General features: G+C 67.8%; 13 protein-coding genes. 3 read left to right on the forward strand and 10 right to left on the reverse strand.

Annotation, left to right across the window (positions count from 1 at the left end; genetic code table 11):
• Positions 1 to 46 precede the first annotated feature (46 nt).
• Positions 47 to 1,522 (reverse strand): alanine/glycine:cation symporter family protein, encoded by a 1,476-nt coding sequence (locus ACQY7V_RS01890; RefSeq protein ID WP_428638637.1) that lies wholly within the window; start codon positions 1,520 to 1,522, stop codon positions 47 to 49.
• A 120-nt stretch (positions 1,523 to 1,642) separates the two neighbouring features.
• On the opposite strand from ACQY7V_RS01890, the gene ACQY7V_RS01895 reads away from it, so the two are divergent.
• Positions 1,643 to 4,306 (forward strand): DEAD/DEAH box helicase, encoded by a 2,664-nt coding sequence (locus tag ACQY7V_RS01895; protein ID WP_428638638.1) that lies wholly within the window; start codon positions 1,643 to 1,645, stop codon positions 4,304 to 4,306.
• Positions 4,307 to 4,382: 76 nt separating this feature from the next.
• On the opposite strand, the gene ybaK is transcribed toward ACQY7V_RS01895, so the two are convergent.
• Together ybaK and ACQY7V_RS01905 are read right to left on the reverse strand one after the other, a co-directional pair.
• Positions 4,383 to 4,889 carry a Cys-tRNA(Pro) deacylase gene (ybaK, locus tag ACQY7V_RS01900; RefSeq protein ID WP_321056947.1) on the reverse strand — a complete coding sequence of 169 codons (507 nt, stop codon included), beginning with the start codon at positions 4,887 to 4,889 and terminating at the stop codon, positions 4,383 to 4,385.
• Entirely contained in the window at positions 4,889 to 5,275 is a 387-nt protein-coding gene (locus tag ACQY7V_RS01905; protein WP_154477092.1) for a YccF domain-containing protein, read from the reverse strand. Before ACQY7V_RS01905 ends, ybaK begins: the two co-directional genes overlap by 1 nt.
• Positions 5,276 to 5,417: 142 nt before the next feature.
• On the opposite strand from ACQY7V_RS01905, the gene ACQY7V_RS01910 reads away from it, so the two are divergent.
• Positions 5,418 to 6,107 carry a YggS family pyridoxal phosphate enzyme gene (locus ACQY7V_RS01910; protein WP_428638640.1) on the forward strand — a complete coding sequence of 230 codons (690 nt, stop codon included), beginning with the start codon at positions 5,418 to 5,420 and terminating at the stop codon, positions 6,105 to 6,107.
• Between the two features lie 11 nt (positions 6,108 to 6,118).
• Here ACQY7V_RS01910 and ACQY7V_RS01915 read toward each other — a convergent pair whose 3' ends face one another.
• From ACQY7V_RS01915 to ilvD, 3 genes are read right to left on the reverse strand one after another with little or no spacing between them, the layout of a single operon-like run.
• Positions 6,119 to 7,165: a lipoate--protein ligase family protein gene (locus tag ACQY7V_RS01915; protein ID WP_428638641.1), complete on the reverse strand. Its 1,047-nt coding sequence runs from the start codon at positions 7,163 to 7,165 to the stop codon at positions 6,119 to 6,121.
• Between the two features lie 60 nt (positions 7,166 to 7,225).
• Entirely contained in the window at positions 7,226 to 8,842 is a 1,617-nt protein-coding gene (gene cimA / locus ACQY7V_RS01920) for a citramalate synthase (protein ID WP_277298268.1), read from the reverse strand.
• A gap of 12 nt (positions 8,843 to 8,854) precedes the next feature.
• The gene (gene ilvD / locus ACQY7V_RS01925) at positions 8,855 to 10,726 is read right to left on the reverse strand and encodes a dihydroxy-acid dehydratase (protein WP_277298269.1); all 1,872 of its coding nucleotides are present in this window, start codon (positions 10,724 to 10,726) and stop codon (positions 8,855 to 8,857) included.
• Positions 10,727 to 10,913: 187 nt separating this feature from the next.
• On the opposite strand from ilvD, the gene ACQY7V_RS01930 reads away from it, so the two are divergent.
• Positions 10,914 to 12,107 (forward strand): cobalamin-independent methionine synthase II family protein, encoded by a 1,194-nt coding sequence (locus ACQY7V_RS01930; RefSeq protein ID WP_277298270.1) that lies wholly within the window; start codon positions 10,914 to 10,916, stop codon positions 12,105 to 12,107.
• Here the strand turns inward: ACQY7V_RS01930 and cydC are convergent.
• The 4 genes from cydC to ACQY7V_RS01950 all read right to left on the reverse strand — a co-directional run bounded on the left by cydC (position 12,076) and on the right by ACQY7V_RS01950 (position 18,115).
• The gene (cydC, locus tag ACQY7V_RS01935) at positions 12,076 to 13,923 is read right to left on the reverse strand and encodes a thiol reductant ABC exporter subunit CydC (protein ID WP_428638644.1); all 1,848 of its coding nucleotides are present in this window, start codon (positions 13,921 to 13,923) and stop codon (positions 12,076 to 12,078) included. The two genes, ACQY7V_RS01930 and cydC, sit on opposite strands and share 32 nt — an antisense overlap.
• A complete protein-coding gene (locus tag ACQY7V_RS01940; RefSeq protein WP_428638646.1) occupies positions 13,920 to 15,521 on the reverse strand; it encodes an ABC transporter ATP-binding protein/permease in 1,602 nt (533 codons plus the stop codon). Before ACQY7V_RS01940 ends, cydC begins: the two co-directional genes overlap by 4 nt.
• A 265-nt stretch (positions 15,522 to 15,786) precedes the next feature.
• A complete protein-coding gene (locus tag ACQY7V_RS01945; RefSeq protein WP_277298273.1) occupies positions 15,787 to 16,932 on the reverse strand; it encodes a branched-chain amino acid aminotransferase in 1,146 nt (381 codons plus the stop codon).
• A gap of 124 nt (positions 16,933 to 17,056) precedes the next feature.
• Entirely contained in the window at positions 17,057 to 18,115 is a 1,059-nt protein-coding gene (locus tag ACQY7V_RS01950; RefSeq protein ID WP_303772343.1) for a 3-isopropylmalate dehydrogenase, read from the reverse strand.
• Between the last annotated feature and the right edge of the window lie 88 nt (positions 18,116 to 18,203).

An 18,203-nucleotide genomic window follows, 5' to 3' on the forward strand; every position in this document is an offset into this window, starting at 1 on the left:
GCGCCGATCGGCGCCGCCCGCCCCTTCAGGGAACACCGCGCGTGAATCAGCCTTCGGTCGGCGCGGGAGCCGACCACGAGTCCGTCGGCACGTCGGCGGGCAGGTTCGGATTGCCGACGCCGATGAAGACCGGGACGCTCACCCCGCTCTTGCGCTGCTTCTCGTAGTCGCGCAGAGCCCCGAGGCCCCACTTCGACAGCCACAGGAGCGCCACGAGGTTCGTCACCGTCATGATCGCCATCGCGATGTCGACGCTGTTCCACACGAGATCGAGGGATGCGAGGGCGCCGATGACGACCGAGGCGACCGAGATGATCCGCACCGCCCAGGTGGCCGCCTTGGAGTCGGTCACGAAGGTCATGTTCGTCTCGGAGTACACGTAAGCGGCGATGATCGACGAATAGGCGAGCACGAAGATGAGGACGGCCATCGGCATGATGGTCCAGGCGCCGAGTTCCTCGGCGACGGCCAGGCTCGTGAGGTTCGCGGGGTTCACGCCCTCGGCGCCCCACACCTCGGGGCCTGCGATGAGGATGACGAAGGCGGTCGCCGTGCAGACCACGATCGTGTCGATGAACACGCCGAGCGACTGGATCATGCCCTGGCTGACCGGATGGGGCAGGGTCGCCGTTGCGGCCGCGTTGGGGGCCGTGCCCTGGCCCGCCTCGTTGGAGAAGAGGCCGCGCTTCGTGCCGTTGATGAGCGCCGCGAGGATGCCGCCTCCCAGGCCCCCGACGAGGGGTTCGGGGGCGAAGGCGCCCTCGAGGATCTGAGTGAGGACGGCGCCGAACTGGCCGATGTTCATGATGACGATGATCGCGACCATGATGACGTAGATCGTCGCCATGATCGGGGCCATCCATTCGGTGACGCGGGCGACGGTGCGGATGCCGCCGAAGATCACCATCGCGGAGAAGACGAAGAGGAGGGCCGCGATGATGAGCTGCGCCTGGGACAGGCCCCAGAGCACCGGCGTGGTCCCGGTGTCGCCGAGGGCGGAGAGCAGGGTGCCCGCGATCGCGTTCGACTGGACGGAGGTGATGACGAAGGCGCAGGTGACGACCGTGATGATCGCGAAGACCGAGGCGAGGACCCTGTTCTTCATGCCGAGTTTGATGTAGTAGGCGGGGCCGCCGCGGAAGGACCCGTCGGCGGCGCGGACCTTGAAGATCTGCGCGAGGGTGGCCTCGAAGAAGGCGGTCGCCATGCCGACGAGGGCGACGACCCACATCCAGAAGATCGCGCCGGGCCCGCCCATGAGGAGGGCCGCCGCGACGCCGAAGACGTTGCCGACGCCGACCCTGGCGGCCAGGGAGATCGTGAAGGCCTGGAAGGAGGAGATCCCGCCCTTGGCGCCCTGGCGGGACCCCGTCACGGTGCGGATCATCGTTCCGAAATGGCGCAGCTGGAGGCCGCGAGACGCGACCGTGAGGAACAGGCCGGTGCCGACGAGCACCCACACGGTGACGTGAAGGGTGAGCCAGTCCGCGACCGTCAGGATTCCCTTCGCAAGATCCTCCACGTCGTTCTCCTTCCTCGCCGCAAGCGGCTCCTTCCGGGACCCGCACAGGATGTCACAGCTCAGACGGCCCTTCCCCGCGGATCCACCAAGTGGGCACCCGCGATCCGGGATAATGGAGCCATGACGGCTCCGCTCAACTCCCTGCTCGACGACCTCGAGGACGATGGACTCCTCGACGACGCCGACGCCCTGTACACGGCCTTCTCCTCGTGGGCGGAGTCGACGGGCAGGCCTCTCTACCCCCACCAGGACGAGTCCTTCCTCGAGATCCTTGACGGCAAGCACGTCATCGCGGCCACGCCGACGGGTTCGGGCAAGTCGATGATCGCCCTCGCCGCTCATTTCGTCTCGATGGCGCACGGCGGCCGCTCCTACTACACGGCTCCCTTGAAGGCCCTCGTGTCCGAGAAGTTCTTCGACCTCGTCGCCCTGTTCGGCGCCGACAACGTCGGGATGGTGACCGGCGACGTCTCGCTCAACGCGGGCGCGCCGATCATCTGCTGCACGGCGGAGATCCTCGCGAACCAGGCCCTGCGGGAGGGGGCGGATCTGGATGCGGACATGATCGTCATGGACGAGTTCCATTTCTACGGCGATCCTCAGCGCGGGTGGGCGTGGCAGGTGCCGCTGCTCGAACTGAAGAAGGCGCAATTCGTCGCGATGTCGGCGACCCTCGGGGACACCTCGCGTTTCGAGAAGGCGTGGAAGGAGCGGACGGGCCGCGATGCGGCCCTGGTCGATGATGCCGAGCGCCCCGTCCCGCTCGAGTTCGAATACGTCGTCGACCGCCTGCCCGACACGGTTGAACGCCTCTTGAAGGAGGGCCGTTGGCCCGTTTACATCGTGCATTTCGCTCAGAAGGACGCGGTCGAGACCGCTCAGTCCTTCGACAAGGCGAAACTCGTCGACGCCGAGAAGAAGGAGCGGATCGCGAAGGAGCTTCAGGGGGTCTCCTTCGGACGCGGTTTCGGTCAGACGCTCCGCTCGCTGCTGTCGCAGGGGATCGGCATTCACCACGCGGGGATGCTCCCCCGTTATCGCAGGCTCGTCGAACGCCTCACCCAGCAGGGCCTCCTTCCGATCGTCTGCGGGACCGACACCCTCGGTGTCGGCATCAACGTCCCGATCCGCACCGTGCTGCTCAGTTCGCTCGTCAAGTTCGACGGCGAGCGGATGCGGCACCTGTCCGCGCGCGAATTCCATCAGATCGCGGGGCGCGCGGGGCGCGCGGGCTTCGACACGGTCGGTTTCGTCCGGGTGCTCGCTCCCGAGCATGAAGTCGAGGCCGCCCGCGAGCGCGCGCGTTTGAGCGCGGCGGAGGAAGCGGCGAGGGACGCCCGCGATCTCAAACGCGCGAAGAAGAAGCAGGCGAAGAAGCGCAGGGGTCCGGCCGAGGGGACGATCTCGTGGACGAAGGGGACTTTCGATCGCCTCGTCGCCGAGTCGCCCGAACAGCTCCGCTCTCATTTCGGTCTGACGCACGCGATGGTGCTCAACGTCCTCGCGGGTGCGGGCACCGCGAATCGGGATCCGGGCGAGCACCTTCTCGATCTCGCGAGGAACAACGATGATCCCGTGGCGGCCGCGAATCCACATCTGCGCCGCCTCGGGGAGATCTATTCCTCGATGCGCGCCGCCGGCGTCGTCGAGCACGTGTCCTCCGAGCAGGCCGCCCTAGACGGCATGCCCCGTCTGCGCGCCGCCACGGATCTGCCCGATGAGTTCGCCCTCAATCAGCCCCTCTCCCCCTTCGCCCTGGCGGCGATGGAGCTCTTGGATCCAGAGTCGCCGACTTTCGCCCTCGATGTCGTCTCGGTCATCGAGTCCGTCCTCGAAGACCCCAGGCCACTGCTGTACGCCCAGCGCTATGCGGCCAAGGGCGAGGCCGTGAGCGCGATGAAGGCCGAGGGCCTCGACTACGAGGACCGGATGGAGGCCTTGGAGGAGGTCACCTGGCCCCGGCCTCTGGCTGAACTCCTCGAGTCCGCCTTCGCGACCTATGTGAAGGCGAACCCCTGGGTCGGTTCGCTCGAGATCTCCCCGAAGTCGGTCGTCAGGGAGATGGTCGAGAATGCGATGACCTTCACCGAGCTCGTCTCCCGTTACGACATCGGCCGTTCCGAGGGCGTGATCCTGCGCTATCTGACGGACGCGTATCGGGCGATGCGCCAGATCATCCCCGAGCCTGCGATGACCGGCGACGTCGAGGCGATCATCTCCTGGCTGGGCGCCCTCATTCGCGCCGTCGACTCCTCGCTGCTCGACGAGTGGGAGGCGCTCGCGCAGGGGCGCCGGCTCGGCGCCGATTCCGGCACGAGCGGCGTCGAGCTCGCTTTCGGCGCCGACGAGGACGGGACGGTGTCCTTCACCGCTAACCCGCACGCTTTGCGCACGGCGGTGAGGAAGGCCCTGTTCCACCGGGTCGAGCTCATGAGCCGCGATGCCGTCGAGCTCCTCGGCCGGGAGGATGCGGCTTCCGGTTGGGATGAGGCCCGGTGGGACGGCGTCCTGGCCAGGTATTGGGCCGAATACGACTGGATCGGCATCGACCAGCAGGCGCGTTCGGCGAGCCTGTGCCTCATCGAGGAGGATCCTTCCTCGGCCGATCTTCTCGCCGCGGGCGCTGCGAATACGGACGAGGGCGGACGCTACTGGCTCGTCACTCAGACTCTGCTGGATCCGAGGGGAGATGGCGACTGGCGCATCTGCGCCCTGGTCGATCTTGATCGGTCCGATCGACAGGGCCGCGTGGCCCTGCGGATCCTCGAGGTCGGGCCTCGTTGAAACGCCGGATCACGGGCATGAGGGGCGGCCGTGCGGACTCCCCCGGGCCCGTCCGGAACGGAGGGGTCGAGGCGCTTCACTCGAGCGCCGTGAGCCTGGCGAGCCCGGCGCCTGAAACCTCGAGCAAGTCCAGGGGCGAGAGCCCGACGGACAATCCCCTGCGCCCGCCGGAAACGATGATCATCTCCGAATCCAAGCACGATTCGTCGATGAAGAGACGATGCGGGGTCGTCTGCCCGAGGGGCGAGATCCCTCCGACGACGTAGCCGGTCCTCCGCTCCGCCGTGCGGGGGTCGGCCATCCGGGCGGACTTCGCCCCGGCGGCCTTGGCGATGAGCTTCATGGACAGGTGCGCGAGCACGGGGATGATGCCGAAGACGTACTCGTCCTCATTCGTGCGCACCATCAGCGTCTTGAAGGTGGACGCCGGGTCGACGCCGAGTTTCTCGACCGTCTCCTCGCCGAAGGCGCGGGCATTGGGCGAATGCTCGTACTCGTGGACCTCGAAGGGGATGCCCGCGGCCGAGAGGACTTCGATCGCCCTCGTCGCTCCGCCCGCCCCGCCCTCGTGCTTCTTCGTCATTACAGGATCGCGTTCGGATCCGTGACGACCGTCTTGCCGAAGGGGAAGCAGGTGATCGGGATCATCTTGATGTTCGCGATCGCGACGGGGATGCCGACGATCGTGATCGACTGCGCGAGCGCGGTGAGGATGTGCCCGATCGCGAGCCATACGCCGGCGACGATGAACCACACGATATTCATGAGCGCCGATCCGGCACCCGCGCCGGGCGCGTCGACCACCCGCTTGCCGAAGGGCCACACCACGTAGTTCGCGATCCTGAAACAGGCGACGCCTGCGGGGATCGTGATGATGAAGATGCACGCGACGATCCCCGCGAGGATGTACATGAGCCAGAGCCAGAAGCCTCCGAAGAGGAACCAGATGATGTTGAGCAGGGTGCGCATCACGTACTCCTTTTCCAGGTGATGCCGACGTGCGTCGGAACTTCTGATTATCGCTCATCGTCGCCCGCCTCGCACTGAGGAGGCCCTTCTCCCCTCGCCCCGCCGGAGCCCGCTCCTTCGGCCCCCCTCTAGACTCGGACTCATGACGATACGCCGAGGCATCGAACAGGCACTGGAGAGAGTCGAGTCGGCGCGCGAGGCATTCGGCCGCGCCGAGGCAGTCGATCTGCAACTCGCGGTGAAGACGCGCACGGCGGACGAGTGCCGCGAAGCCGCCCTCGCCCTTTCGGATCTCGGCCGTCCCGTCCTCCTCGGGCACAACCGCGTCCAGGAGGCGCGCGCGACGGCGGATGCGATCCACGAGGTCGTCGGCGCTCGGCTCGCCCTCATCGGGCCCTTGCAGTCGAACAAGATCAACCAGGCCCTGGCGTGCATCGATGCGATCGACACGGTTGATTCCGCAGCTCTCGTCGACAAGCTCGACAAGCGTCTCGATCGGCGCATGCCCGTCCTGATCGAGGTGAACGTCTCGGGAGAGGCGAGCAAGCACGGTTGCGCCCCCGGCGAGGTCATCAGCGTGGTCGACGCGGTCCTCGCCTCGAGGATGCTCGCCTTCGAGGGGTTCATGACGGTCGGCCTCAGGTCCTCCTCCGAGAAGGAGGTGCGGAGCGGCTACGCCCTCCTGCGGGGCATTCGCGATCGGGTGGGAAGCGCCACGGGGCTCTCCGATCTCGTGCTGTCCATGGGCATGTCCGGGGACATCGAGTGGGCGATCGCCGAGGGCGCGACCCGCGTCCGCGTCGGCACCGCCGTTTTCGGCGCGAGGGTCTGAAAGGACCCGTTTCAGGGCACCCGGTGGATCCATTCGGGGGTGGAGAACTTCACGGCGCATCGAGCCTTCGCGGTCTCGATGTCCTCATCCGAGAGCGCGCCGCGGCGAGCGCGGTACTTCTGCGCGAAGGTGCGGATCATCGCGTCGATGACCTCCCCGCGACTCAGATCGATCTGTGAACGCATGGGATCGACGTGCTTGACCGCCGAGGCCGTGCCCTTGTCCATGAGCCGATCCAGCCCCGTGCGCAGTACGTCCTTCATCTTCGCCGGATCCACGTCGTAGGACATGGTCACGTGGTGGAGCATGCAGCCGTTGGACCAGCGCTTCTGAGCCGCTCCGCCGATCTTGCCCCTCTCGGAGGCGATGTCGTTGAGCGGCACGTACGTCGCCTTCACGCCCACCGAGGCCAGCGCCTCCATCACCCAGGAGTCGAGGAAGGGATAGGACTGTTCGAAGCTCAGCCCCTCGACCAGCGCGGTCGGGACGACGAGCGAGAAGGTGATGCAATTGGCGGGTTCCATGAACATGGCTCCCCCGCCGCTGACCCGCCGGGACACGATGATGCCGTGACGTTCCACGCCGTCCGGGTGGACTTCGTTCGTGTAGGACTGGAAGGAGCCGATGACGACCTGGGGGGCGTTCCACTCCCACAGGCGCACGAATGGTCGGCGCCGCCCTGAGGCGACCTCCTCGACGAGGGTCTCATCGAGGGCGACGTTGACGACGGGATCCAGTTCCGGGCCGTGGATGATGTCGAAGTCGAGGTCCCGCCAGTTCACGGCGCGCTTCAGTCCGCGTTTCACCGCGACCGCGAGGTCCGCCGCCGTGACGCCGACGAGGACGCCCCCGGGGGCGAGGCCCCCCTCGATCAATGCGGCGAGTTCCTTGACCCCCGCCTCAGCAGGAGCGCCGATCAGCGAGCGCGACGCTCCTTCGAGGATTTCGCCCGGAACGGCCTCGAAACCCGAGAAGCGGGCCGAGCCGATGCGGCCGCCCTCGGCCTCAAGATCGACGATGATCCTCGGCCCGCCTGGGATGTCGTATTCACCGCGCATGGGGACATTCTCACCCCCGGTCCGCGTCAGGGCGAATCGGTGGCGAAAAGAGGCGGAGCCTCACTCTTGGAGGAGCGACTGGGTGCCCGAATGCAGCAGGCCCCAGTGGTAGGCGTCGAAGAGCGCCTCCCAGGACGCCTCGATGACGTCGGTGCCGATGCCGACCGTCGACCATGCGCGTCGGCCATCGGTCATCTCGATGAGGACGCGGATCGTCGCATCCGTGCCCGCACGGTCCTCGTCGAGGATGCGGACCTTGAAGTCGGTGAGTTCGAAATTCGCGCACACCGGGTAGTCGCGGGTCATGACGTGGCGCAGCGCGCGGTCGAGGGCGTTGACCGGGCCGTTGCCCTCCGCGGTGCGGATGTGGCGCCGATCCGTGTGGATCTTCACCGTCGCCTCGGTCGCAGCGTAGGGCTCGCCCTGCACCTCGGCGATCTCCTGGGTCGTGACCTTCCACGACTCGACGCGCAGGAACCTCGGAAGGCGTCCCAATTCCGACAGGGCGAGGAGCTCGAAAGAGGCGTCCGCCGCATCGTAGGTGTAGCCCTCGGCCTCGCGCTCCTTGACCCTCTGGGCGAGGATCGCCGCCGCGTTCGGCACGGAGGTGAGGTCGATGCCCAGTTCCTCGGCCTTGAGCTCGATCGAGGACTTGCCCGCCATCTCCGAGACGAGCATCCGCATCCCGTTGCCGACGACTCCCGGATCGATGTGCTGATACAAGTCGGGGTCGACGCGGATCGCCGAGGCGTGAAGCCCCGCTTTGTGGGCGAAGGCCGACTGCCCGACGTAGGGGTCGCGCGCGAAGGGCGGGATGTTGACGAGCTCGGCCATGCGATGCGACACGGAGTCCAAGGACCCCATCGAAGCGGGCGGAATGACGTCGTATCCGAGCTTGAGCTGGAGGTTCGCCGCGCAGGTCAGGATGTTCGCGTTGCCCGTGCGCTCACCGTAGCCGTTCACCGTGCCCTGGACGTGCCGCGCCCCGGCCTCGACCGCCGCGATCGCATTCGCGACCGCGCAGCCGGTGTCGTTGTGGGTGTGGATCCCGAGGACGCACGCGGTGAAACCGGCCTCGTCGAGGAGGCCGCGGGCGCGCCGCGTCACCTCGCCGATCACGGAGGGCAGGTTCCCGCCGTTCGTATCGCAGGGGATCACGGCGGCGGCCCCGGCCCGGGCCGCCTCGAGCATGACCGTCATGCCGTAGTCCGCATCGAAGGCCAGGCCGTCGAAGAAGTGCTCGAGGTCGACCATGACGTCCGTGCCCTCGGCGGTGAGGTACTCGACGGTGTCACGGACCATCCGGAGGTTCTCCTCGACGGTGGTGCGCAATGCCCTCGTCACGTGCCGCGGATCCGACTTCGCGACGAGGGTGATCACGGAGGCACCCGATCGCAGCAGGGCCGCGACCTGAGGATCCTCGGCGGCCCGCACGCCGGCCTTGGTCGTCGCGCCGAAGGCCGCGAGCCTCGCGTGACGGAGCTTGACGTTGCGGGCCCGCTCGAAGAAGGCCGTGTCCTTCGGGATCGCGCCCGGCCAGCCGCCCTCGATGTAGTCGACGCCGAGGTCGTCGAGGATCGCGAGCGCGGCGATCTTGTCGGAGACCGTGAGGGAGATGCCCTCCTGCTGGGCGCCGTCACGCAGCGTCGTGTCGTAGATGGCGACGTGGTCCTTCACGATCGGCTCCTTTCAGCGGAGCACCCGCGACACGTCGCGCGCCGCGCCCTTGGACGCCGACATCGCGGTGGCCGCGTAGAGCTGGAGGGCGGGAGAGACGAGGCGGTCGCGGTTCCTCGGGGTCCACGGGTGCTCGCGCGCCTCCTGGGCGATGCGGCGGGCTTCGATCTCGTCTGCGGGGACGTCGAGTTCGAGGCGCCCCTCGTCGACGTCGATGATGATGCGATCGCCGTCCTCGATGAGGCCGATGAGCCCGCCGTCCGCCGCCTCCGGGGAGATGTGCCCGACGGAGATGCCCGAGGTGCCTCCCGAGAAACGGCCGTCGGTGATGAGCGCGCACGCCTTGCCCAGGCCGCGGCCCTTGAGGAAGGAGGTCGGGTAGAGCATCTCCTGCATTCCGGGGCCCCCGGCGGGGCCCTCGTAGCGGATGACGACGACATCGCCGGCCTCGACCGTCTTGTCGAGGATCTTCTCGATGGCCTCTTCCTGGGATTCCATCACGCGGGCCCGGCCCTCGAAGTGGAAGAGCTCCGGATCGATGCCGGCGGCCTTGATGATCGCGCCCTCAGGGGCGAGATTGCCGAAGAGGACCGTCAGGCCGCCGTTCGCGGTGTAGGCGTGCTCGACGTCGCGGATGCAGCCCTTCTCGGCGTCGAGGTCGAGTTCGGCCCACTTGTTCGAGGTCGAGAAGGCCTCGGCGGTCCGCACGTCGCCGGGCGCGGCCTTCCACAGTTCGATCGCCTCGGGGGCGACGCTCGGGGACTTCGGATCCCAGTGCGCGAGCCATTCCTCGAGGGAGGGCGAGTGGATCGAATGGACGGAGTGGGTGAGCAGTCCGGCCCGGTCGAGCTCGCCGAGGATGCGGGGGATGCCGCCGGCCCGGTGGACGTCCTCCATGTGGTAGTCGTTGTGATTCGGCGCGACCTTCGACAGGCAGGGCACGGTCGTGCCGAGTTCGGCGATGTCGCCGAGGTCGAAGTCGACCCCGCCCTCGTGCGCGACGGCCAGGAGGTGCAGGACCGTGTTCGAGGAGCCACCCATCGCCATGTCGAGGGTCATGGCGTTGCGGAAGGCGTCGGCGCTCGCGATCGAGCGCGGCAGGACCGAGTCGTCCTCGTCCTCGTAGTAGCGCCTGCACAGCTCGACGACGAGCTCGCCCGCGCGGGTGAAGAGGGCGCGGCGCGCGACCTGGGTGGCCAGCGTCGAGCCGTTGCCGGGCAGGGACAGGCCGAGGGCCTCGGTGAGGCAGTTCATCGAGTTCGCGGTGAACATTCCCGAGCAGGAGCCGCAGGTCGGGCAGGCGGCCTTCTCGATCGCGAGGAGTTCCTCGTCGGAGACCTCGTCGTTCGCCGTCGCGTTCATCACCGTGATGAGGTTGCCGTGACCGGTGGTCGCCGGTCCGATGATCGCCGCGGGATCGATGTTCTTCCCGGCCTCCATCGGCCCGCCGGAGACGAAGACGACGGGGATGTTGAGGCGCATCGCGGCGATGAGCATGCCGGGGGTGATCTTGTCGCAGTTCGAGATGCACACCATCGCGTCGGCGCAGTGGGCGTTCACCATGTACTCGACCGAATCGGCGATGACCTCGCGCGAGGGCAGCGAGTAGAGCATGCCCGTGTGCCCCATCGCGATGCCGTCGTCGACGGCGATGGTGTTCATCTCCTTCGCCACGCCGCCCGCGGAGCGGATCGCGTCGGAGACGAGCCTGCCGACGTCGCGCAGATGGACGTGGCCGGGAACGAACTCGGTGAAGGAGTTGACGACCGCGATGATCGGCTTGCCGAAGTCCTCATCGGTCATCCCGGTCGCCCGCCAGAGCGAGCGCGCGCCCGCCATATTGCGTCCCTGCGTCGATGTCGCCGAGCGAAGCTGCCTGCTCATGAAAGTCCTCCTGAGTTCATCCGGGCCCCAGCCTAGGAGTTGGGAAAAGGGCTTCGCCGAAGGCTCCGGAAGGTGGACGTCGCTCCGCGATCCTGTTGCAATCGTCCCGAGGGCGGACAGCCGGTTTCGCGAGGGCACCGGGGACGTAGTCTTCGAGCAACGCGGTCGTCCCACGAAAGGTCCAGCGATGACAATCCTCACCACGCATGTCGGCTCCCTGCCCCGCACCGAGCGCCTCATCGAGGCGAATCGCAAGCGTCGAGCCGGTTCTCTCGACGAACAGGAGTTCACCGCTGTCCTCCAGGAGGAGGTCAACGGCGTCGTCGCCCGTCAGGCCGGGCTCGGCCTGACGATCCTCAACGACGGCGAGTACGGGCACGCCATGATCGACAACGTCGACTACGGCGCCTGGTGGACCTACTCCTTCTCCCGTTTCTCGGGGCTCTCGCTCGAAGACACCGCCCGCTTCGACGTCAAGCCCCCGGCCGGCCGTGAAGGCCGTCTCTCCTACTCCTCCTTCGCCGAGCGCCGCGACTGGAACCTGTTCGCCGACGCCTACTCCGACCCCGAGTCGGGCATCCACATCGCGAACAAGAACCCCGTCGCGTTCCCGACGATCACCTCCGCGATCGCTTACATCGGTGAGGAGGCCGTCGATCGGGACATCGCCGGCACGAAGGCCGCCCTCGCGGCCGCGGGCCGTCCGGTCTCGGACGGCTTCGTCGCCGCCCTCTCCCCCGGTTCGGCCGCCCGCATCGCCAACGCCCACTACGAGGACGATGAGGCCGTCGTCTGGGCCTTCGCCGAGGGCCTGCACGAGGAGTACAAGCGGATCACCGATGCGGGCCTCACCGTCCAGATCGACGCCCCCGACCTCGCCGAGGGATGGGACCAGTTCGCCGTCGAGCCGGCCCTCGAGGACTACCGCGCCTTCCAGCGGGTCCGCATCGAGGCCCTCAATCACGCCCTCGAGGGCATCGACCCCTCCCTCGTCCGCTACCACGTGTGCTGGGGATCCTGGCACGGCCCGCACACGACGGACATCCCCTTCAAGGACATCGTCGACCTCGCCCTCGAGGTGAAGGCGAACGGCCTGACCTTCGAGGCCGCGAACGCGCGCCATGCTCACGAGTGGACGATCTGGAAGGACATCGATCTGGCCGAGGGCAAGTACCTCATCCCCGGGGTCGTCTCGCATTCGACGAACGTCGTCGAGCACCCCGAGCTCGTCGCGCAGCGCATCCGCCAGTTCGCCGACATCGTCGGCGACGAGCGCGTCGTCGCCTCGACCGACTGCGGTCTCGGCGGGCGCATCTACCCCTCGATCGCCTGGGCGAAGCTCGCCGCTCTCACCGAAGGCGCTCGCCTCGCCTCGAAGTGAGGCCCTCACGAGCGTCTTCAGGGCCGTCCTGCCTCGCGACGAGCGCGGCGAGGGCCCCGTCCCCTGCGATGAGCTCCTCGTAAGTCCCGGATTCGACGACCCGCCCGGAGTCCATGACGATGATCTGATCGGCCCCGACGACCGTGGAGATCCGGTGGGCGATGACGATGAGCGTGCGTCCGTGCGTCGCCTCCCGGATCCCTTCGAGGACGAGCCGTTCGGTGCTCGCATCGAGCTGCGATGTCGCTTCGTCGAGCAGGGTGATCGGGGCGTGTCGCAGGAGGGTGCGTGCGAGTGCGAGGCGTTGGCGCTGCCCGCCGGAGAGTCGTTCCCCCATGTTCCCCACGACGGTGTCGATCCCTTCGGGCTCTTGGGCGATCCAGTCCGACAATCCGGCCATTCGCAGCGCCTCGTGGAGCTCCTCCTCGGAGGCCTCGGGTTCGGCGAGGAGGAGGTTGGCCCGCACCGTGTCGTTGAAGAGGTAGGGGCGCTGCGTCGCCGAGGCGATGACTGAGCGGAGACTCGCGAGGCCGATCCGGCGCGCATCGACTCCCCCGATCCGAACGGCGCCCGAATCCGGATCCCACGTGCGAGTGAGGAGGCCCGCGATCGTCGACTTCCCCGAGCCCGATGCCCCGACGATTGCGGTGAAGGAGCCCGGGGCGATCGAGAGCGAGACCGCGTGGAGCACTTCGGGCCGACGGGCCCCCTCGTTCCCCTCGTCGAGGAAGGGGTACGTGAAGGAGACCGAGTCGACTTCGATTCCCGTGTCCGCACCCGCCTCACGGTGATCGGGGGCATCGACGACGAGGGGCGTGCGCTCAGTGATGGAGAAGACCCGTTCGGCCGAGGCGAAGGCCTGGTCGAGGTCCGCCATGAAGTCCTCGACCGCGATGACCGAGGCGAAGGAGCCCAGGGCGATGCCCAGGGCGAGCCCCAGGCTGTCCAGCTCGAGCCGTCCCTGGGAATGCAGGCCGATCCCGGTCATTGCGAGAACGATCATGGACAGGGCGAGCACCGTCTGGTTGAGGCCGCGTCGCGCGGCGATCCTTCGGCCGATGATGCCGGTCTGTTCGCCGATCCGCTCCTCGATGCGCTCCATCTCGCGGAGCCGAGGATCCTCGATTCCGAAGGCGAGGACCTCGCGGACGCCCTGGACGGAGTCTGCGACGTGGGCTGCGAGTCGGCCTCGTTCGGCGCGCAGCTCACGGGCGGCGGCATCGGTGCGCCCGACGCCGAGGCTGGGCACGACGAGGCCTGCGAGGATGAGGAAGGGAAGGAGGACGAGGGCGAGCCACCAGGAGGTCGCGACTCCCATCCATGCCAGGGCGATGGCGGGGACGAGGATCGCGGTCGTCGCGGGCGCGAGGGTGTGCGCGAAGAAGACCTCGATCCTATCGATGTCCTTGGTCACCCGATTGAGCAGGTCTCCGGAGTCGCGTCCTTCCGTGAAGGCGGGAGCCTGGGGTTCGAGACGGTCGTAGAAGTGGTTGCGCAAGATCGCGAGCGAGTGGAAGGCGACGAAATGCCCCGCGAACTGTTCGAGATAGCGTGCCAGTCCTTTGAGAAGCGAGAGCGCGATCATCGCTCCCGCGATCGGCGCGAGGCCCTTCAAGGGGGTGGTCCCGGTGGGGATCGCGACGACGGCCCATCCCGCGAGCCCGAAGATCCCGATGCCGAGGAGCAGGAAGAGCGTTCTGGCAAGGATCGAGAGTCCGAGAGGGGCCAGGACGCGCCGCGTGACGCGGAGGAGTTTCCTCGCGAGGGCGGGGCGGCTGAATCGTTCTCGCCCCGATGATGCGTGCGTCGGCGTCACCGCAGTGCTCCTTCGTGCAGTTCGACGCGTCGGTCCGCGTTGTCGATCGTCGCCTGCCGGTGGGAGATCGTGAGCGCGGTGCGCCCGCGCGTCGCCGCTTCGAGTGCGGCGAGGATCGCCTGTTCGCTCGCGAGATCGACGTGGGCGGTGGGTTCGTCGAGGATGAGGATCGGCGCGTCCTTGAGCAGCGCTCTCGCGATGGCGACGCGCTGCGCTTCGCCTCCGGAGAGGGCCAGGCCCCTCGACCCGACGCGGGTGTCAAGTCCTTCCGGCAGCCTCGCCATGAGGTCATCGAGCTCGGCGGTCTTCAGAGCGGCGAGCAGTTCTTCGTCGTCGGCGTGGGGGGAAGCGAGGAGGAGATTGTCTCGCAGGCTCCCGCTGAACAGGTAGGTCGTCTGTTCGACGACTGCGATGCGCGAGCGCGCCCAGGAGAGGGGCACCTTCCTGAGGTCCTCGCCCTCGATGAGGATCCGTCCCGAGTCCGGGCGGCGATCGCCCTGGAGGAGCGCGCTGAGGGTCGATTTTCCTGCGCCGGAGGGGCCCGCGAGCGCGACTTTCTCCCCCGCGCGAAGCCGCAGGTTCGCATGTTCGAGGATCGGGATCCGCCCGTCGTAGCTGAAGGAGACGTCGTCGATGCGCAGCGCGCCGGGGTCGGCAGGACGGGTGGGAGCGCGGACGCCGGCCTCGTCCACGGATGCGGGGACGAGGCCGGTGAAGCGGGAGATCTCCTTGCCCGCCGCGATGCCTCCCATTCCGATGTAGAAGAACTGGCCGATCCGATCGAGGGGATCGAGCATGATCGTCGAGAGGAGGACGAGGGCGAGCGCCTGGCCGGGTGACAGGGCCCCCGACGAGGACCTCGCAAGAGCGAGGAGGGTCGCTCCTGTGACCATTCCGAGGGTGAACACGGAATCGATGACGAGGAGGACGAGTTGATTGCCGGCGAGGTAGCTCATGACTTTCGAGCGGACCTCTTCCGCTGCTCGCGCGAGTTCCTCCCCCATTCGCCTGCCTGCGTTCATGAGGACGAGCGAGCCGAGTCCTTGGATGGCGTCGAGCTCTTGGGCGGCGAGTGCGCGCGAGGCGTTCCGGTAGCGGCGTGAAACGGGCCTGAAGCCCTTGTGGAATGCGAGGACGGATGCGGGGACGAGGGGGATCGCGATGGAAAGGACGCCGGCGCTCAAGGGATCGAGGAAGAGCGCCACGATGATGACGATCAGGACGGGGGTCGTGAGCGAGGCGATCATCGAGGCGATGAAGGTCGCGCGGTAGACGGCGTTGCGTTCGACTCCGTCGGTCGCGGTGTTGATGATCCTTCCCGCGCGGGCGCCGGCGCGTTCCGAGGGGCCGAGGGCGAAGACGTGGGCGATGATCGATCGGCGGATCTTCGCCTCCTGCGGGGCGATCGCCGCCCCTCCGAGTGAGGAGGCCGCCCAGGCGCACAGGCCGGAGAGGAGCGCTGCTGCGATCGCCTCGGGTGCGCGTCTCCAGGGCTCGCCTTGGAGTGCGGCGTCGAGTCCTCCGCCGAGGATCAGGTAGACGCAGGCGAGGGCGAGGGACGAGGACCATGACAGGACGACAATCAGGCTGTTTCGCACCCGGACCACCTTCCACATCAGTTAGCTTAGGTGCCACTAAGTAAGTTTATGACATTATGTCTGATCCTGCTCCCTCCCGTCCTCCCGCCCGACAGCGATCCCCGTTCATCCGATCCGCCTCACTCCCCGGGAAGGGCCCTGACCGGCGTCGGCCAACTCGTCATCAAAGACCGATCCGCCTCACTCCCCGGGAAGAGCCTCCAACGGCCGACGTCAAGGAGCGCCCCACCGGATGGCGGGGCGCTCCTCGTCGTGCGATGCCCGATCAGTCGATCCGATACATCCAGCCGTAGGGATCCTCGGCCCGTCCGAGCTGGATATCGGTGAGACGCTGATGGATGCTCTTCGTCCGTTCCCCAACCGGCAGCTCGACATCGAAGTCGTCACCGGCCAGACGGGTGATCGGGGTGACCACCGCGGCGGTGCCGCAGGCGAAGACCTCGGCGACCTCCCCGCAACGCATCCCCTCGACCAGCTCGTCCAGGGCGATCCGCTCCTCGCGAACATCCACGCCCTCGTCCCTCAGGAGCCGGCAGATCGCAGAACGCGTCCCGCCCTCGAGGATGACCCCGGTGAGCTCGGGCGTGCGCACCGAACCGTCGGCCATGACGACGAACATGTTCATCCCGCCGAGCTCCTCGAGGTACTTCTCCTCGTAGGAGTCCAGGAAGCAGACCTGCGAGAAGCCCTTCTCAGCGGCACGGGTCTGCGGCATGAGCGAGGCGGCGTAGTTGCCGCCGCACTTGGCCGAACCGGTCCCGCCCGGACCCGCGCGATGATAGCCCTTCACCACCCAGATCGGCACGCCGGTGAAACCGGAGGTGAAGTAGGGGCCCGAAGGCGAGCCGATGACGTAGTAGTCCACGATCCCCGCCGGGTGAACGCCCACGAATTCCTCGGAGGCGAACATGAAGGGCCGCAGGTACAGGCTGGTGCCGTCGCCCTCGGGAACCCACTTCGCGTCCGCCCGCACGTAATCGACCAGGGAGGCGACGAAATCCTCGACGTCCATCTCGGGCAGGGCGAGGCGCCTCGCCGAATGGTTGAGGCGCGCGGCGTTGTAGGTCGGGCGGAATGTCCAGATGGAGCCGTCAGCATGACGGTAGGCCTTGAGCCCTTCGAAGACCGACTGCGCGTAGTGGAGGACGGAGGCCCCGGGGGTGAGGGTCAGCGGACCGTAGGGGATGACGCCCCTGTCCTCCCACCCGCCGTCCCGGGTCCAGCGCATGTGGGCCATGTGATCGGTGAACTCACGGCCGAAGGCGAGCTCGCCCATCACCTTCTCGTAGCGTTCCGGCGATGCGGGATGGTCGCTCGGAGTGAGCGGGAAACGACCCGCGAGTTCGGAGGCGGGGGCGATCGGCCTGCCCGAGAGGGCCTCGAGTTCCGTCGGCACGTGTGTGGTCGCCATGTTCTCCTCCTGGTCGGTTCATGTGCTCACAGGATATGACCCGGATGCGGCTCGCCCGCCCGGGTTCCGTCATGTGGCCTTCCGGCCGGGAACGAGGGCGGGCGGGACGGACGAAGAGCACCGATCAGCCGAGGGCCGCGACCAGGGCGTCACCGATCTGCGAGGTCGAACGCACCAGGGGCTCGCCCGCGGCCGCGGCCCGCGCACGGGCGGCCATGTCCGCCTCGATCGCGGCGTCGACCTTCGCGGCGAGGTCTGAACGCCCGATGTGATCGAGGAGCAGGGCGACCGAGGCGATCGTCGCGGTCGGATCCGCCTTGCCCTGGCCCGCGATGTCCGGCGCCGATCCGTGAACCGGCTCGAACATCGAGGGGAAGGTCCCGTCGGGGTTGATATTGCCCGATGCGGCCAGGCCGATGCCGCCGGTGACGGCGCCCGCCTCGTCGGTGAGGATGTCCCCGAAGAGGTTATCGGTGACGATCACGTCGAAGCGCTGCGGATCGGTGACGAGGTAGATCGTCGCGGCATCGACATGGCAGTAGTCGACACGGACCTGCGGATACTCCGCGCCCACGGCCTCGACGGTCCTGCGCCAGAGGTGACCGGCGTTCACGAGGACGTTGTGCTTGTGAACGAGGGTGAGGTGCTTGGCCGGACGCGCATCCGCCTTCTCGAAGGCGTAGCGCACGACGCGCTCCACGCCGAAGGCGGTGTTCACCGAGACCTCGGTCGCGATCTCCTGCGGGGTGCCGACGCGGACCGCGCCGCCGTTGCCCGCATAGAGGCCCTCGGTTCCTTCGCGCACGACCACGAAGTCGATGTCGCCGGGTGCCGTCAAGGGGCTGGGCACGCCCTCGAAGTACTTCGAGGGGCGCAGATTCACGTAGTGGTCCAGGGCGAAGCGGAGTTTGAGCAGAAGGCCGCGCTCGAGGACGCCGGAGGGGACGGAGGGATCGCCGACCGCGCCGAGGAGGATCGCGTCGTGCTTCTTGATCGCCTCGAGATCCTCGTCGGTGAGGGTCTCCCCCGTCCGGTGCCAGCGCTCCGCGCCCAGGTCGTAATGGGTGGTGCTCAAGTCGATGCCGCTTCCCTCGAGAACGGCTTCAAGGACTTTGAGCCCCTCGGGCACGACCTCCTTGCCGATGCCGTCGCCGGGGATTACTGCCAGATCAAGTGTCGTCATAGGGCCCATTGTGTGCCCGGTCGGCATCGGCGCCGAGGGCGCGTCCGCCCACTGGGCGGCTCGTCCGAGGAACGAGAAACGGGGACAG

It is taken from the genome of Schaalia sp. (genome assembly GCF_050312375.1).
Classification (GTDB): Bacteria; Actinomycetota; Actinomycetes; order Actinomycetales; family Actinomycetaceae; genus Pauljensenia; species Pauljensenia hyovaginalis.

Excerpts from the sequence above, each read along its gene's own strand:
- ACQY7V_RS01910 (WP_428638640.1), top strand. The coding sequence starts at position 5,418 with ATGACGATACGCCGAGGCATCGAACAGGCACTGGAGAGAGTCGAGTCG.
- ACQY7V_RS01895 (WP_428638638.1), top strand. The coding sequence starts at position 1,643 with ATGACGGCTCCGCTCAACTCCCTGCTCGACGACCTCGAGGACGATGGA.
- ACQY7V_RS01950 (WP_303772343.1), bottom strand. The coding sequence starts at position 18,115 with ATGACGACACTTGATCTGGCAGTAATCCCCGGCGACGGCATCGGCAAG.
- ilvD (WP_277298269.1), bottom strand. The coding sequence starts at position 10,726 with ATGAGCAGGCAGCTTCGCTCGGCGACATCGACGCAGGGACGCAATATG.
- ACQY7V_RS01915 (WP_428638641.1), bottom strand. The coding sequence starts at position 7,165 with ATGCGCGGTGAATACGACATCCCAGGCGGGCCGAGGATCATCGTCGAT.
- ACQY7V_RS01945 (WP_277298273.1), bottom strand. The coding sequence starts at position 16,932 with ATGGCGACCACACACGTGCCGACGGAACTCGAGGCCCTCTCGGGCAGG.
- ACQY7V_RS01905 (WP_154477092.1), bottom strand. The coding sequence starts at position 5,275 with ATGCGCACCCTGCTCAACATCATCTGGTTCCTCTTCGGAGGCTTCTGG.
- ybaK (WP_321056947.1), bottom strand. The coding sequence starts at position 4,889 with ATGACGAAGAAGCACGAGGGCGGGGCGGGCGGAGCGACGAGGGCGATC.
- ACQY7V_RS01930 (WP_277298270.1), top strand. The coding sequence starts at position 10,914 with ATGACAATCCTCACCACGCATGTCGGCTCCCTGCCCCGCACCGAGCGC.